Here is a 15,840-nt window from a genome sequence, read left to right as displayed (position 1 = left end):
TATGCAAGAAAGTACCTCGAATTTACCGTTGATGAGCCGAGGAATGAAGGCCGTTTTAGCGTCTCAGTTTCTCTCTGCATTTGCGGATAACGCACTGTTATTTGCTATATTAGCGCAACTCAAAGCTGAATTTTATCCAGAATGGAGTCACCCTATTTTACAAATGGTGTTTGTGTTTACTTACATCGTTTTAGCCCCATTTGTTGGGCAAATTGCCGATAGATTCTCCAAAGGGCGCGTGATGTTGTTCTCCAATATTTTTAAATTTATTGGAGCGCTAGGGATTTGCTTTGGGTTAAATCCGTTCCTTTGTTATGGATTAGTGGGGATTGGTGCCGCATCTTATTCACCTGCTAAATACGGTATCTTAGGCGAATTAACAGGGGGAGATAACCTTGTTAAAGCCAATGGTGTGATGGAAGCCTCGACAATTGCGGCAATCTTAGTGGGTTCTGTTGTTGGGGGAATGCTTTCCGATATCAATCTCTTATTAGCGTTAGGGACATGTGCGATTTTATATGCACTGGCGGTTATTGCTAACGTCTTTATTCCACATCTTGTGGCGGCAAGGCCAGGAAAAGGCTGGGATCTCAAATTACTGGTCACAGATTTTTTTCAAGCATGCCGTATTTTATGGGCAAATCAGGAAAGCCGTTTTTCGCTAGTTGGAACCAGCCTGTTCTGGGGCGCTGGGGTCACATTACGTTTTTTATTAGTTGCTTGGATTCCTGTAGCTTTAGGTTTACAAGATAACACAACACCAACTATCTTAAATGCGATGGTTGCTGTGGGGATTGTTGCAGGGGCAGGGCTTGCGGCTAAATTTATTACCTTGAAAACAGTTTACCGCTGTATTCCAGCAGGGGTTATTATTGGTGTGATGGTGGTGTTACTTTCCTTGCAAACTAATATTATTCCATCCTACTTTATCTTGATTACTTTAGGGGTATTTGGTGGGTTATTTGTTGTGCCCCTAAATGCTTTACTACAAGATAAAGGAAAGGAAACCGTTGGTGCAGGAAATGCCATTGCAGTACAGAACTTAGGCGAAAACAGCGCGATGCTGATTATGCTAGGCTTATATTCATTGGCAATTAAGGGCGGCTTATCTGTGGTGAATGCAGGTATTGGTTTTGGTGCCGTATTTACGATTGCGATTGCAGGCTTATGGATCTGGGATCGCGCTCGTAAAAAAAAGATGTAAAAGGCGGATTACATAATGGTAGATGAGACGCGACTCGAAACATTAAGTATTCAGATTGGGCAAAAACTGAAAGCGCAAGGTAAAACAGTCACTACTGCAGAGTCTTGCACGGGGGGCTGGATTGCAAAGGTGCTGACCGATATTGCTGGAAGTTCGGATTACTTCCAGCGTGGCTTTGTCACTTATAGTAACGAAGCTAAACATCAAATGATTGGTGTGACTGACGCATCTTTGCAACAATTTGGCGCTGTTAGCCAGCAAGTGGTAGAAGAAATGGCATCAGGGGCACTGAAAGAAGCAACAGCCGATTTTGCGATTTCAGTCAGTGGTATTGCAGGCCCTGGTGGCGGTAGTATAGACAAACCCGTTGGAACTGTATGGTTTGGTTTTGCCCAAAAACAGGTAGATGGTGCGGTGTTGGTTATCGCTAGGCATCGTGTATTTCAAGGTGATAGAAATCAAATTCGTTTTCAATCAACAGGTTATGCTCTAGAAACGCTTTTGAGTCTGTTAAATTAAAAATTTCCTTGATACTGTATGATTATACAGTATAATTAGTTCCAACAAATCAAATTCAATCGTTTTATTCGCAGTGGCAAGGCCATTGCACTTAGGGAGTAAACATGGCTATTGATGAAAACAAACAAAAAGCACTGGCTGCGGCACTGGGTCAAATTGAAAAGCAATTTGGTAAAGGTTCCATTATGCGTCTTGGTGAAGACCGTTCAATGGATGTTGAAACCATTTCAACGGGTTCTTTATCTCTTGACGTTGCATTAGGTGCTGGTGGCCTGCCATTAGGTCGTATTGTTGAAATCTACGGTCCAGAATCTTCAGGTAAAACCACCCTAACCTTACAAGTCATCGCTGCTGCACAACGCAGTGGTAAAACCTGTGCATTTATCGATGCCGAGCACGCACTTGACCCTATCTACGCGAAGAAACTCGGCGTTGATATCGATAACTTACTGTGTTCTCAGCCAGACACTGGTGAACAAGCGCTCGAAATCTGTGATGCTCTGACTCGGTCAGGTGCTGTTGACGTTATTATCGTTGACTCCGTTGCTGCATTAACCCCTAAAGCGGAAATAGAAGGTGAGATTGGTGATTCTCACATGGGGCTTGCTGCACGTATGATGAGCCAAGCAATGCGTAAATTAGCAGGTAACTTAAAAACCTCAAATACGCTTCTGATCTTCATCAACCAAATTCGTATGAAAATTGGTGTAATGTTCGGCAACCCAGAAACAACAACGGGTGGTAATGCACTGAAATTCTACGCATCTGTTCGTTTAGATATCCGTCGTATTGGCGCGGTGAAAAATGGTGAGGAAATTGTCGGTAGTGAAACTCGCGTTAAAGTGGTGAAAAATAAAGTTGCGGCGCCATTTAAACAAGCGGAATTTCAAATTCTTTACGGTGAAGGGATTAATACCTTTGGTGAACTAATTGACCTGGGTGTTAAACACAAGCTAATTGAAAAAGCGGGTGCTTGGTATAGCTATAACGGCGATAAAATTGGTCAAGGTAAAGCTAACTCAACGACTTATTTAAAAGAACATCCTGAAGTTGCGCAAGAAATTGACACAAAACTGCGAGAAATGTTACTCAATCATACTGGTGAGTTTAGCAGTGCTGCAACAGACTTTATCAGTGATTCTGATGAAGAAGAAACACCAGAAGAATTTTAATTATTAGCTAGTGACTTGATTAATCATTAGATTATAGGCGCCGCTCTTATTGAGTAGCGCCTTTTTTATTTTTTCCAATCGTAATAATAGTTTATTCAACAGTTTTTCTGTGGAAAAATACGCTGGCCAGAGGTATAAACATACTTTCAGAAAATATCTAGACGCTTTACAATGAAAGCCACGAATGGATGTAGCTATAATTTTACTTCTATGCAAAGAGACTTTATCTTATCAGTCACTTTTTAATCGGAGAGTTGATTAGAGGTGATGTTACACTCCATCTCAACAATTCATAATTCTGTTTCCAGCTTGATATCGGGATAAATATGAGTAAAAGCACCGCTGAGATCCGCCAAGCGTTTCTCGACTTTTTTCATACAAAAGGTCATCAGGTGGTCACCAGCAGTTCGCTAGTGCCTAACAATGACCCGACACTATTGTTCACAAACGCAGGGATGAACCAGTTCAAAGATGTATTTCTTGGCCTGGATAAAAGAGCATATTCCCGAGCGACAACTGCACAACGCTGTGTGCGTGCAGGTGGTAAACATAACGACTTAGAAAATGTAGGTTATACAGCTCGTCACCACACATTCTTTGAAATGTTAGGTAACTTCAGCTTTGGTGACTACTTTAAGCACGATGCAATTCGCTTTGCTTGGGAATTACTGACAAGTGAAGCATGGTTTAACCTGCCAAAAGAAAGATTGTGGGTCACTGTTTATGCAACAGATGATGAAGCCTATGATATTTGGAATAAAGAAATTGGTGTTCCAGCAGAGCGCATTATCCGTATCGGTGATAACAAAGGCGCACCTTATGCTTCAGATAACTTCTGGCAGATGGGTGATACCGGTCCTTGCGGCCCTTGTACTGAAATTTTCTATGATCATGGCGATCATATCTGGGGTGGCCCTCCAGGAAGCCCAGAAGAAGACGGTGACCGATATATTGAAATCTGGAACCTTGTCTTCATGCAGTTTAACCGTCAATCAGACGGTACCATGGAACCATTGCCGAAACCTTCTGTCGATACAGGAATGGGCTTAGAGCGTATCTCTGCGGTACTGCAACACGTCAATTCAAACTATGACATTGATATTTTCCGTGAATTAATTGCAGCGGCAGCGAAAGCGACAGGTGCTACCGATCTGGAAAATAAATCACTGCGTGTTATTGCTGACCATATTCGTTCTTGTGCTTTCCTTGTTAGTGATGGTGTTATTCCATCAAACGAAGGTCGTGGCTATGTTCTGCGTCGTATTATTCGTCGTGCCGTTCGTCATGGTTACATGCTCGGTGCTAAAGAAACGTTTTTCTACAAATTAGTTGCTCCATTGATCAAAGTGATGGGCTCGGCTGCTGAAGAACTTCAACATCAACAAGCCATGGTTGAAAAAGTTCTGAAGACAGAAGAAGAGCAATTTGCACGTACTTTAGAGCGTGGCTTGCAATTATTAGATGAAGAACTGGCATCTTTAAAAGGGGATACCCTGGATGGTGAGGCTGCATTCCGCCTCTATGATACTTACGGTTTCCCAATCGACTTAACCGCTGATGTGTGCCGTGAGCGCAATATCAAAGTGGATGAAGACGGTTTTGAGCGTGCGATGGAAGACCAGCGTCGTCGTGCAAGAGAATCGAGTGGTTTTGGCGCTGACTATAACTCATTAATCAAAGTTGATAAGCACAGCGAATTCTCAGGTTACCAATATGATGAGCAACAAGCGACCATCACCGCATTATATAAAGATGGTCAGCCTGTTGATAGCTTAAATGTAGGTGAAGAAGGCTTAGTTATTCTTGATAAAACCGCATTTTATGCCGAATCAGGTGGTCAGGTTGGGGACATTGGTTTCTTAAATAATGACAATGCTCGCTTCAATGTGACAGACACACAAAAATATGGTCAAGCAATTGGGCATATCGGTAAAGTCGAATCAGGCTCATTAGTTGTTAACCATCGTATTACCGCTGTGGTTGATAGCGCAAGGCGTAATGCTATTCGTTTGAATCACTCTGCAACGCACTTATTACATGCTGCGTTACGTCAAGTACTTGGCGAACATGTATCTCAAAAAGGTTCACTTGTTAATGACAAGTACCTGCGTTTTGACTTCTCACATTTTGAAGCTATGACCCAAGCGCAACTCCGCCAAGTTGAAGACATTGTAAATGCTCAAATTCGCCAAAATTCAGAAATTGAAACTGAGTTGATGGATTTAGAGGGGGCGAAAGCGAAAGGGGCTATGGCATTATTCGGTGAAAAATACGAAGAACGTGTTCGCGTATTGAGTATGGGCGATTTTTCTATTGAATTGTGCGGTGGTACACACGCAAAACGTACTGGTGATATTGGCCTGTTCCGTATTCTGAGTGAATCAGGAACAGCTGCGGGTGTTCGCCGTATTGAAGCAACAACAGGTGTAATGGCGATTGAAAGTGTTCACCATCAATCAGAACAGCTTTCGGCAATCGCTCACCTATTAAAAGGTGATATTAATAGTCTCGTTGAGAAAGTGAAATCTACGTTAGACAAATCTCGTCAGCTAGAAAAAGAGATTTTGCAACTAAAAGATCAACAAGCTTCTCAAGAAAGTGCTTCACTAAGTAGCAAAGCAAAAGATGTGAAAGGCGTCAAATTGTTAGTGAACCAATTAAGCGATACTGATCCTAAGCTATTGAGAACTATGGTTGATGATCTGAAAAATCAGTTGAAATCAGCGATTATCGTGCTTTCAACAACAAGTGGTGATAAAGTCAGTATGATCGTTGGTGTGACTAATGATTTGACTGCTAAAGTTAAAGCAGGTGACTTGATCTCTTATGTTGCACAACAAGTAGGTGGTAAAGGTGGTGGGCGGCCTGACATGGCACAGGCAGGCGGCACTGATGTAAGTGCATTACCTGCTGCAATGGCTAGTGTTGAAGAGTGGGTTGAATCACGACTGTAGGTACTTACCAAAAGTTGCCTTGTAGGAATATAAGGCAACTTTAAATCTGTTGCGGCATTGTTAATGTATTACTTGTAGTGCTATATTTTGCTTGTAAATAATTAGAATGATTGCCTTGATGGCATCAATGCTTTAGGTGCATGTCATTACTTTACGTTTTCACGGTGTGTGATGGACAATAGCGGGGGATACCTAGAGACCCGACTCTTTTAATATTTCAAGGAGCAAAGAATGCTTATTCTGACTCGTCGAGTTGGTGAAACACTCATGATAGGCGATGAGGTAACAGTTACTGTATTGGGTGTTAAAGGCAACCAAGTTCGTATTGGTGTTAATGCCCCAAAAGAAGTTTCTGTTCACCGTGAAGAAATTTATCAACGGATCCAGGCCGAAAAGACTCAACCAGATAATCAATAATAATGAATAAGCGTCCAATGATTGATCACACAGCAAGAATGGGCGCTTGTCTTACTGCGTTTTAAAAAATTTTACGTTCTCAAACTTCGTTTTATTTGCTTCACTCACTTATTTTGTTGAGCGTGATGAGGCATTGTAAACAAACACCTTTTCATCTTTGTTTATAATTGCGCCGTATCATGGTAGCGAGCAAATAATTTTTTGGTTCAAAAGCAATTTTATCTCTCTCATTTTTATTCATAAAGTAAGTTATTTAAGGGCTGAAAAAGTTCTTTTTCGGTGTTAAACTAAGCATCTTGCTTGTGAAATGTGCAAACAGACTGCGGAATGCAAAAAGTTTGGAAAAATTGTTTGACTTCTAAGTCTAGGAAAGTAATATGTGCGCCACACAGAGACGAGATGTTTGAAAAAACAAATCGTGTGTAACTAAAATATGGTGAGGTGGCCGAGAGGCTGAAGGCGCTCCCCTGCTAAGGGAGTATGCGGTCAAAAGCTGCATCGAGGGTTCGAATCCCTCCCTCACCGCCATTTTAGATTATGCATCCGTAGCTCAGCTGGATAGAGTACTCGGCTACGAACCGAGCGGTCGGAGGTTCGAATCCTCCCGGATGCACCATATTAACCCTACAGGGAAACCTAGTTGGGTTTTATTTTGGTTCTACTTAGTAAGCAATCAAAATAGTGTAGTAACGAAGAAACTGATTTACAGAAGTAGATGTTGATAAGAAGTTTGAGAGAGAAGCACGTCTTGCAGTAACTATGCATCCGTAGCTCAGCTGGATAGAGTACTCGGCTACGAACCGAGCGGTCGGAGGTTCGAATCCTCCCGGATGCACCATCTCTTAGCTAATTAGTTAGCGTATCAATAATCCATTTAGTGTAGACATTCTCAGTTATTGAATTAATCGATATTTGTCGACAGAATTTTGCATCCGTAGCTCAGCTGGATAGAGTACTCGGCTACGAACCGAGCGGTCGGAGGTTCGAATCCTCCCGGATGCACCATCATAAGAAAGACTCCTCAATTTGAGGAGTTTTTTTTTGCCTGAAAAGTCAATTAAATAACATTTCCGATGCATCTTTTGTTTTAATCCCTCCTAAACCACACATCTAGACAGCGACAATTTATGTGATTTAAGCTAAAGTAATTGCCTTAATAAAATAAATTAACATCACAGGCGGGAGGTCGATTTGATCCCGGACGTATCGAAAGCGCTCTCATGGTTAGAGGCGCACCCAGAAACACTAAATGGTATTCAACGTGGTATTGAGCGCGAAACATTGCGTGTGACGCCTACAGGCTCAATTGCAGAAACGTTGCACCCTGAAGGGCTGGGACAAGCTTTAACACATAAATGGATCACGACAGATTTTGCGGAGTCCTTACTCGAATTTATTACTCCTGTAGATAAAAGCATTAGCCATAACTTGGCTTTTCTCAGGGATTTACATCGCTATACTGCACGTCACCTTCAAGATGAAAGAATGTGGCCACTCAGTATGCCGTGCTTTATCGAAAGTGAAGATAAAATCACTCTTGCTCAATATGGTACTTCTAACGTCGGGCGCTTTAAAACCCTGTACCGTGAAGGCCTTAAAAATCGTTATGGCGCATTGATGCAGACGATAGCAGGGGTGCATTATAACTTTTCTTTGCCAACTGAGTTTTGGCAGGCATGGGCTGGTGTTGACGATCCTGAAAGTGAAAGCGGTAAAGAAAAAATTTCTGATGGCTATTTACGCTTGATCAGAAACTACTATCGCTTTGGCTGGGTGATCCCATATTTATTCGGTGCATCTCCTGCCATTTGTGGCTCTTTCTTAAAAGACAGAGATACCACGCTAACATTCGATAAAACAGAATGTGGAACTTACTATTTACCTTATGCGACATCTTTACGCATGAGCGACCTTGGTTATACCAATAAATCACAAAGCGATTTGAATATTACATTTAATAAGCTGGGTGAATACGTTGAAAATTTGAAAAAAGCCATTCATAAGCCTTCCGCTGAGTTTGAAAAGCTAGGTGTGAAAAAAGATGGTAAATACGTTCAGCTTAACTCTAACGTGTTGCAAATTGAAAATGAACTCTATGCCCCAATAAGACCTAAACGCGTCCCTAAAGGCACTGAGTCGCCTTCTGATGCGTTATTGCGTGGGGGCATCGAATACATTGAAGTGCGCTCTTTAGACATCAACCCGTTCAGTGCGATTGGTGTAAATGAAACCCAAGCGCGTTTTGTTGATCTATTCTTAATATGGTGCGTGCTTGCTGATGCGCCAGAAATGAATGCTCAGGAACTTGATTGTTGTCGTCAAAACTGGAACCGAGTGATCCTCGAAGGGCGCAAACCTGGCCAAGTGATTGGTTTTGGTTGTGGTAGCGAAGTGAAACCTTTAGTGGAAGTTGGCCAGCAGTTATTTAATGATTTGATTCGTGTCGCTGAAGTGCTCGACACTTGTTGTGACGCGAAATATCAAGATGTTTGCCATCAGTTTGTTGCGATGTTTGAAGACCCAACCCTAACATACTCTGCGTTAGTTATGGATGAGATGTTAGAAAAAGGCATCGGTGGTTATGGATTAGAATTAGCTGAAAAATATTTTGAACAGTTAATCAATGAGCCGTATGAAGTGATCACGGAAGAACAGTTTGAACAAGCAAGGTTAGCTTCTATTGAGAAACAAGCGGCGATGGAACAGAGCGAAACTGAATCCTTTGAAGACTATCTACGCATTCACGCAGGACGCTAAAAGAAAGTGGCCACTCAAGGTGGCCAAATAAAAATCTCTTAGAGAATTAGGGATGATAACAAATTGCGCGTCTTTCATTAATTAAGACTCCGCATTTTCAAAATAGTTTCATTTATTTTAAAAATATATTTTTAATTTTTGAGGAGGTCACGAAATGCCATTATTAGATAGCTTTACTGTCGATCATACTCGCATGGCAGCGCCCGCTGTTCGTGTGGCAAAAACGATGAAAACGCCAAGTGGTGATACCATCACTGTTTTTGATTTGCGTTTTACCGTGCCAAATGAAGAAGCGATGACGGAAAAAGGGACTCACACATTAGAACACTTGTTTGCAGGTTTTATGCGTGACCACCTTAACGGTAACGGTGTCGAAATTATCGATATCTCCCCGATGGGCTGTCGTACAGGGTTTTATATGAGCTTGATTGGTCAGCCTGCTGAGCAGCGTGTTGCTGATGCATGGAAAGCCGCAATGGAAGATGTTTTAAACGTCAAAGACCAAAATAAAATCCCTGAGTTGAACGTATATCAGTGTGGTACTTATAAAATGCATTCACTGGAAGAAGCTCAGCAAATCGCACGTAATGTGTTGTCCTCAAATATTGGTATCAATAAAAATGACGATTTAGCATTACCTGCAGATAAGCTGGAACAGCTTCACGTTTAATCTCTTGGTGTGCTCTTATGAACAAAGCGCCTTAAACATGTTGGCGCTTTATTTTTGGTGAAAAGTTTATAAGTCGGGGACTTGCGAGCTAAAAGTGAGCGGTGTGATCCTCACTTGCTTGATGGTATTTTCATTCATCGCTAACACTTCAATCATGTAATGACCCACCACGATTTGCTCTTCAAGCTGCGGAATATCTCCAATGACCTCTAACACCATGCCGTTAACCGTCCTAGGGCCGTCTACAGGCAAATTCCAATCAAAAGCCTTATTTAGGTCACGGATATTAGCAGTGCCGTCCACCAGGACGCTACCATCACTTTGAGGTAGAACCTCTTCTGCTAAAGACGGTGACATCGATGTGGTAAAATCACCAACAATTTCTTCTAATATATCCTCTACTGTGATAAGTCCTTGAATTTCGCCATACTCATCCACAATAATCCCTAACTTTTCTTTTTTGTGTTGGAAATTAATGAGCTGAACATTTAGTGGTGTACTATTTGGGATGAAATAAATGTTATCTGAGGCTTTTATCAGGTTCTGTTTATTGAATTCTCGTTTTTCCATCATCAATCGATAAGCTTCTCGGACACGCAAAATCCCTATCGAATCATCGAGAGAATCGCGATAAAGCACAATTCGACCGTGGGGGGAATGTGTAAGTTGTCTTATAATTGACTTCCAATCATCATTAACATCAATGCCTACAATTTCATTTCTTGGCAGCATGATGTCACCCACCGTCACTTTGTCTAAATCCAGTATTGAAATCAGCATGTCTTGATTGCGGCGGCTAATTTTATGCTTTGATTCATTGACAATAGTACGCAGCTCTTCTTTGTTTACCGCATCTGTGCGAGCCGTTAAGGAGCGAATGCCTAAACAACGCAAAAGTAGTGAGGAAATAGTATTAAAGGTCCATACCACAGGCATCATAATGATTTGCAATGGCTTGAGAAAGTAGCTACTGGGGAAGGCGATTCTTTCTGGATAGAGCGCAGCTAATGTTTTTGGCATCACTTCCGCAAAAATAAGGATCACAAACGTTAAGATCCCAGTTGCCATCGCGACACCCGCGTTACCATATAAGCGAATACCAATGATGGTGGCTAAGGCTGAGGCGACGATATTAATTAAGTTATTGCCAATCAGGACAAGACTGAGCAGTTTGTCAGGGTGTTTTAGCAGTTTTTCGACTCGAATTGCCGAACGATTACCTTGTTTTGCCAAGTGTTTTAAACGATAGCGATTCAATGTCATCATCCCCGTCTCTGAGGCAGAGAAGTAGGCTGACATAAAAATTAAAACAATCAGTATGATGATTAGCGTACTGGTAGACACATCATCCAAAACAAGGTTCCTTATTACAATATGGAAAGGTTAGAAAAACTCAAGGTACCATAAACTGTTGGAGTAGACGGTTACCAAAAAAAGCCATCGTTAAAATGATTGAGCCAGCAACATGGAAGAATAAAACACGTTTTCCGCGCCAGCCGCCGTGGAAATGGCCCCAAAGTAAAGTAATGTAGACAAACCAAGCAATCACTGATAGCACAGATTTATGGATATTTTCTTTATCAAAGATATTATCCATATAAATAAACCCTGTACATAAAGTCAGAGTTAGTAAAATGACACCCACTTGGGTGATGTGAAACATTTTACGCTCTACCACCATCATTGGCGGCATATCAGGGCTAAATTTTAAGGTTTTATTTTTGAGTTGGTGATCAATTAACGCAACTTGAAATGCATACAAGGCAGCAATGAGTAGCGTGGCATAGCTTAATAAGGCCAAGCCAATATGTACAAATAGAGGCACGCTGGCTTCTAGGTGAGTAATAAACTCACCAGGCATAATGGTAGAAAGCATTAAATTAATGATAGCGAAACTGTACACTATCGGAGTTAAATACCACGCTTTTCCCCAATAGGCGACAACCGTCATAATTAAGCACATCAGTAAACTCACCGCTGAACCAAGGTTTAATAGGGTGAGATTCTGCCCTTCGGCCTCACTAAAAATGAGTAATTTTAGTGTGATGGCGTGCGTCACTAATGCAACAATCGCAAGTAGTATCGCCAAACGGCGATAAAGGGGTTGTTTACGCACTTGGCCTGGGACGATCAGCAGTAGGCTAATCATGTATGTACAAACTGCTATGACTGCAAATACTGGCATAGTATAGTGTCGATATTCATTTTTAGTGGAAAGTTATTTTATAGTATAACGTGTACGGGAGCAGGCTCCAACTATTGGCCGAGCCAATAGCGGTATATTCACGATAGATAGCATTTCATGTACCTATAGGGTTGTACAGATAACAATGAAACTAACGCTATCATAGCTTGTATAATCTGTTTCAAACAGAGGGCAGCGAAAAAATAGCGGATGTGGTACAATCGGGAAAATATTTTTTATCGTGCTTTTTCCTTCATTTGATTGAAGGTTTGCTACTTATAATTCAACTTGTTGACACTAAAACACTTGAAATTAGGTGTATTAGCAACCAGATTAGGCTAAACATCGGCCCATCAACAGAATTGAGCTAAGACATATGTTTGATAATTTAAGCGACAGACTCTCGCGCACGTTGCGCAATATCAGCGGACGTGGACGTCTCACTGATGACAATATTAAAGATACATTACGTGAAGTTCGCATGGCATTGCTGGAAGCCGACGTAGCGTTGCCAGTTGTCCGTGAATTTATCCAGAAAGTCAAAGAAAGTGCCGTTGGTCAAGATGTAAATAAAAGCTTAACACCAGGCCAAGAGTTCATCAAAATTGTTCAAAATGAACTGACTCGAGCGATGGGGGAAGAAAACCATCAACTCAACTTGTCGGCTCAGCCGCCTGCGGTTGTCTTAATGGCGGGTTTACAAGGTGCGGGTAAAACAACCAGCGTTGCGAAACTAGGTAAACACTTAAAAGAAAAGCAAAAGAAAAAAGTTTTAGTGGTCTCTGCTGACGTCTATCGCCCAGCGGCGATCAAACAGCTTGAAACCTTAGCTGAATCTGTTGGTATTGATTTTTTTCCATCAGATGTGCAAGAAAAACCCGCGGCTATCGTGCAAAAAGCGTTAAAGCACGCTCAACTTCAATTCTACGATGTATTATTGGTGGATACCGCAGGTCGCTTACACGTTGATGAAGCAATGATGGAAGAAATCCAAGAAGTCCATCGTATTATTAAGCCTGTGGAAACCTTGTTCGTCGTCGATGCGATGACGGGGCAGGATGCAGCGAACACCGCAAAAGCGTTTAATGAAGCCTTACCACTGACTGGGGTTGTATTAACCAAAGTTGATGGTGATGCGCGTGGTGGTGCTGCGCTGTCGATTCGTGCAATTACAGGTAAGCCAATTAAATTCTTAGGGGTCGGTGAAAAAACGGATGCCTTAGAACCGTTCCACCCAGAACGTGTTGCATCCCGTATCCTTGGAATGGGTGATGTGATTTCTCTGATTGAAGAGATTGAGCACAAAGTTGACCGTGATGAAGCAGAAAAATTAGCGAAAAAACTAAAAACGGGTGATGGTTTTGATTTAAATGACTTTTTAAGTCAATTAAAACAAATGCGTAACATGGGGGGCATGGCGAGCATGATGAGCAAAATGCCTGGAATGTCCCAGTTACCAGATGCTGTTAAATCCCAAATGGATGATAAAATCACGGTTCGTATGGAAGCGATGATTAATTCCATGACGCGCAAAGAGCGCGAAAAACCAGAGATTATTAAAGGTTCTCGTAAACGCCGTATCGCGGCAGGTTCGGGAACGACCGTGCAAGAAGTTAACCGTCTTTTAAAACAATTTGATGATATGCAACGCATGATGAAGAAAATGAAAAAAGGTGGCTTAGCCAAGATGATGCGCGGCATGAAGGGTATGATGCCTCCGGGTTTTCCGGGGCGTTAAGCAATAAAGCCTCAAACAAAACGCACTTTTGATTGATTTTTGCGTCAAAGTGAGTAAACTTTTCGGGCTTTTTATATGACAGCCGGACTCTATCCCTCGATGGAGTCTGGTTGTTTTGTTAACTAATGAGGATGTTATGGTAACAATTCGTTTATCTCGTGGCGGCGCTAAAAAACGTCCGTTCTACCAAATCGTTGTAACCGATAGCCGCAATGCGCGTGACGGTCGTTTCATTGAGCGTATCGGTTTCTTCAACCCGATCGCTTCAGGTCAAGCAGAAGAACTGCGTTTAGACTTGGACCGTGTTGAGCATTGGGTTGGCTTAGGCGCAACTATTTCTGACCGTGTTGCACAACTGGTCAAACAAGCTAAGAAAGCAGCTTAATCTGTCGCGGTGGTAACAATGAGCAAGCAAACTAAACTACAGCCACCTGAAAACCCAATCGTATTGGGGAAATTAGGTGCGGCATACGGTATTCGTGGTTGGCTCAAAGTTTTTTCGTCCACCGAACATGCTGAAAGTATTTTTGAGTATCAGCCTTGGTTTATCCAACGTTCAGGTCAATGGCAACACATTGAAATTGAAGACTGGAAACATCATAACAAGGATATCATCGTCAAGCTGAATGGGGTCGATGACCGTGATGCAGCTGCGCTTTTGACTAACTTTGAAATTGCGGTTGATTCAACCCAACTTCCTGAGTTAGAAAACGAATACTACTGGAAAGACCTGATGGGCTGCCACGTAGTGACGTTACAAGGCTATGACCTTGGTACCATCACTGACATGATGGAGACTGGTTCGAATGATGTACTGGTCATTAAGGCGAATTTAAAAGATGCATTTGGCATCAAGGAGCGGTTGGTTCCGTTTCTTGATGGGCAGGTTATCAAGAAAGTCGATCTCGATGCTAAACTCATTGAAGTGGATTGGGATCCTGGTTTTTAAATCTCCGGTTGAACGGTTTTGATAAGTGGGACGATATCATGTGGATTGGTGTAATTAGCCTGTTTCCCGAAATGTTCCGCGCAATAACCGAGTACGGGGTAACTGGTCGGGCAGTGAAAAATGGCCTACTCACATTTGAGTGCTGGAATCCGCGGGATTTTACTCACGATCGGCACAAAACTGTTGATGACCGCCCCTACGGAGGTGGTCCAGGCATGCTGATGATGGTGCAACCGCTTAAGGATGCAATCAACGCAGCAAGAACTGAGGCTGGTGAGGGTGCAAAGGTTATTTATCTTTCACCGCAAGGGCGCAAGCTAAGTCAAGACGGTGTTTGCGAGCTGGCAACCAATGAGAAATTAATACTTGTTTGTGGCCGCTATGAAGGCATTGATGAGCGTATCATTCAAACCGAAGTTGACGAAGAATGGTCAATCGGCGATTACGTTCTCAGTGGTGGGGAACTCCCTGCAATGGTGTTGATAGACTCAGTATCTCGGTTTATACCAGGGGTGCTTGGTCATCAAGCTTCAGCTCAAGAAGATTCTTTTGCTGATGGCTTGTTAGATTGTCCTCACTATACCCGCCCTGAAGTGTTAGATGGCATGCAAGTCCCAGATGTATTACTTTCGGGGAATCACGCTAAAATAGATAGCTGGCGCATGAAACAATCACTTGGCCGTACCTGGCTTAGAAGACCTGAGCTTCTGGAAAGCCTAGCTCTGACTGACGAGCAGAGGATGTTGCTGACTGAGTTCCAACGTGAATATCAGTCTGAGCAACAAATGAATCCAGACAATTAATTGTCTAAACATATCAGTTTACCTAGGGTAAGAGAGTTATTATGAGCAACATTATTAAACAAATTGAACAAGAGCAAATGAAGCAGGACGTACCTTCATTCCGTCAGGGTGATACTGTGGAAGTTAAGGTATGGGTCGTAGAAGGCTCTAAAAAACGTCTGCAGGCATTCGAGGGCGTGGTTATCGCTATTCGTAACCGCGGTCTGCACTCTGCATTCACTGTTCGTAAAATTTCTAACGGCGAAGGTGTTGAGCGTGTCTTCCAAACTCACTCACCAGTCGTAGATAGCATTGCTGTTAAACGCCGTGGTGCTGTTCGCAGAGCTAAACTGTACTACCTGCGTGAGCGTTCTGGTAAGGCAGCTCGTATCAAAGAGCGTCTGAACGCCAAGTAATACGCTTTCGCTACATCCGAAAGTTGAAGAGGCCCGCCTTAGTGCGGGCCTTTTTATTCTTCATATTTCGTGCTGTG

Annotated in this window: 14 protein-coding genes and 4 tRNA genes; 16 read left to right on the top strand and 2 right to left on the bottom strand. The window is 42.4% G+C overall.

What is annotated here, in order from left to right:
• The first annotated feature begins 1 nt into the window (after window position 1).
• The 11 genes from lplT (at window position 2) to luxS (ending at window position 9,693) form a co-directional block, all read left to right on the top strand.
• On the top strand, window positions 2-1,204 hold the full coding sequence (gene lplT, locus AABS66_RS09935) for a lysophospholipid transporter LplT (RefSeq protein WP_430224881.1): 1,203 nt from the start codon (window positions 2-4) through the stop codon (window positions 1,202-1,204).
• Window positions 1,205-1,219: 15 nt separating this feature from the next.
• Window positions 1,220-1,723, top strand: coding sequence for a nicotinamide-nucleotide amidase (gene pncC / locus AABS66_RS09930; protein WP_206084769.1), 504 nt, complete (start codon window positions 1,220-1,222; stop codon window positions 1,721-1,723).
• A gap of 104 nt (window positions 1,724-1,827) precedes the next feature.
• Window positions 1,828-2,895 carry a recombinase RecA gene (gene recA / locus AABS66_RS09925; protein WP_206084770.1) on the top strand — a complete coding sequence of 356 codons (1,068 nt, stop codon included), beginning with the start codon at window positions 1,828-1,830 and terminating at the stop codon, window positions 2,893-2,895.
• Window positions 2,896-3,221: 326 nt separating this feature from the next.
• Entirely contained in the window at window positions 3,222-5,849 is a 2,628-nt protein-coding gene (gene alaS, locus AABS66_RS09920) for an alanine--tRNA ligase (protein ID WP_430224880.1), read from the top strand.
• A gap of 231 nt (window positions 5,850-6,080) precedes the next feature.
• A complete protein-coding gene (gene csrA, locus AABS66_RS09915) occupies window positions 6,081-6,266 on the top strand; it encodes a carbon storage regulator CsrA (RefSeq protein WP_004264815.1) in 186 nt (61 codons plus the stop codon).
• A gap of 435 nt (window positions 6,267-6,701) precedes the next feature.
• A tRNA-Ser gene (locus tag AABS66_RS09910) sits at window positions 6,702-6,794 on the top strand.
• Window positions 6,795-6,805: 11 nt separating this feature from the next.
• Window positions 6,806-6,882, top strand: a tRNA-Arg gene (locus tag AABS66_RS09905).
• 145 nt (window positions 6,883-7,027) lie between these two features.
• A tRNA-Arg gene (locus AABS66_RS09900) sits at window positions 7,028-7,104 on the top strand.
• A gap of 90 nt (window positions 7,105-7,194) precedes the next feature.
• A tRNA-Arg gene (locus AABS66_RS09895) sits at window positions 7,195-7,271 on the top strand.
• A gap of 186 nt (window positions 7,272-7,457) precedes the next feature.
• Entirely contained in the window at window positions 7,458-9,023 is a 1,566-nt protein-coding gene (gshA, locus tag AABS66_RS09890; RefSeq protein WP_206084772.1) for a glutamate--cysteine ligase, read from the top strand.
• Between the two features lie 154 nt (window positions 9,024-9,177).
• Window positions 9,178-9,693: an S-ribosylhomocysteine lyase gene (gene luxS / locus AABS66_RS09885; protein ID WP_206084773.1), complete on the top strand. Its 516-nt coding sequence runs from the start codon at window positions 9,178-9,180 to the stop codon at window positions 9,691-9,693.
• A 66-nt stretch (window positions 9,694-9,759) separates the two neighbouring features.
• Here luxS and AABS66_RS09880 read toward each other — a convergent pair whose 3' ends face one another.
• Window positions 9,760-11,046, bottom strand: coding sequence for a CNNM domain-containing protein (locus AABS66_RS09880; protein ID WP_206084774.1), 1,287 nt, complete (start codon window positions 11,044-11,046; stop codon window positions 9,760-9,762).
• Between the two features lie 40 nt (window positions 11,047-11,086).
• Window positions 11,087-11,878 (bottom strand): cytochrome C assembly family protein, encoded by a 792-nt coding sequence (locus tag AABS66_RS09875; protein WP_206084775.1) that lies wholly within the window; start codon window positions 11,876-11,878, stop codon window positions 11,087-11,089.
• Between the two features lie 376 nt (window positions 11,879-12,254).
• Between AABS66_RS09875 and ffh the strand changes: the two genes are divergently transcribed.
• The 5 genes from ffh (at window position 12,255) to rplS (ending at window position 15,763) form a co-directional block, all read left to right on the top strand.
• Window positions 12,255-13,616, top strand: coding sequence for a signal recognition particle protein (ffh, locus tag AABS66_RS09870; RefSeq protein ID WP_206084776.1), 1,362 nt, complete (start codon window positions 12,255-12,257; stop codon window positions 13,614-13,616).
• A gap of 136 nt (window positions 13,617-13,752) precedes the next feature.
• Window positions 13,753-14,001: a 30S ribosomal protein S16 gene (gene rpsP / locus AABS66_RS09865; RefSeq protein WP_004924887.1), complete on the top strand. Its 249-nt coding sequence runs from the start codon at window positions 13,753-13,755 to the stop codon at window positions 13,999-14,001.
• Between the two features lie 18 nt (window positions 14,002-14,019).
• Window positions 14,020-14,565 carry a ribosome maturation factor RimM gene (rimM, locus tag AABS66_RS09860; protein ID WP_047757188.1) on the top strand — a complete coding sequence of 182 codons (546 nt, stop codon included), beginning with the start codon at window positions 14,020-14,022 and terminating at the stop codon, window positions 14,563-14,565.
• 38 nt (window positions 14,566-14,603) lie between these two features.
• A complete protein-coding gene (trmD, locus tag AABS66_RS09855) occupies window positions 14,604-15,368 on the top strand; it encodes a tRNA (guanosine(37)-N1)-methyltransferase TrmD (protein ID WP_047757187.1) in 765 nt (254 codons plus the stop codon).
• Between the two features lie 41 nt (window positions 15,369-15,409).
• On the top strand, window positions 15,410-15,763 hold the full coding sequence (rplS, locus tag AABS66_RS09850; RefSeq protein WP_047757186.1) for a 50S ribosomal protein L19: 354 nt from the start codon (window positions 15,410-15,412) through the stop codon (window positions 15,761-15,763).
• The last annotated feature ends 77 nt before the right edge of the window (window positions 15,764-15,840 follow it).

This window comes from Providencia sp. SP181, from assembly GCF_050446505.1.
GTDB classification, from domain to species: domain Bacteria; phylum Pseudomonadota; class Gammaproteobacteria; order Enterobacterales; family Enterobacteriaceae; genus Providencia; species Providencia vermicola.
This window is presented reverse-complemented; position numbering and strand designations above follow the sequence as displayed.

Coding starts and splice junctions, on each gene's coding strand:
- lplT (WP_430224881.1), top strand. CDS start 2: ATGCAAGAAAGTACCTCGAATTTACCGTTGATGAGCCGAGGAATGAAG.
- luxS (WP_206084773.1), top strand. CDS start 9,178: ATGCCATTATTAGATAGCTTTACTGTCGATCATACTCGCATGGCAGCG.
- csrA (WP_004264815.1), top strand. CDS start 6,081: ATGCTTATTCTGACTCGTCGAGTTGGTGAAACACTCATGATAGGCGAT.
- AABS66_RS09875 (WP_206084775.1), bottom strand. CDS start 11,878: ATGCCAGTATTTGCAGTCATAGCAGTTTGTACATACATGATTAGCCTA.
- rpsP (WP_004924887.1), top strand. CDS start 13,753: ATGGTAACAATTCGTTTATCTCGTGGCGGCGCTAAAAAACGTCCGTTC.
- alaS (WP_430224880.1), top strand. CDS start 3,222: ATGAGTAAAAGCACCGCTGAGATCCGCCAAGCGTTTCTCGACTTTTTT.
- ffh (WP_206084776.1), top strand. CDS start 12,255: ATGTTTGATAATTTAAGCGACAGACTCTCGCGCACGTTGCGCAATATC.
- recA (WP_206084770.1), top strand. CDS start 1,828: ATGGCTATTGATGAAAACAAACAAAAAGCACTGGCTGCGGCACTGGGT.
- pncC (WP_206084769.1), top strand. CDS start 1,220: ATGGTAGATGAGACGCGACTCGAAACATTAAGTATTCAGATTGGGCAA.
- rimM (WP_047757188.1), top strand. CDS start 14,020: ATGAGCAAGCAAACTAAACTACAGCCACCTGAAAACCCAATCGTATTG.
- rplS (WP_047757186.1), top strand. CDS start 15,410: ATGAGCAACATTATTAAACAAATTGAACAAGAGCAAATGAAGCAGGAC.
- trmD (WP_047757187.1), top strand. CDS start 14,604: ATGTGGATTGGTGTAATTAGCCTGTTTCCCGAAATGTTCCGCGCAATA.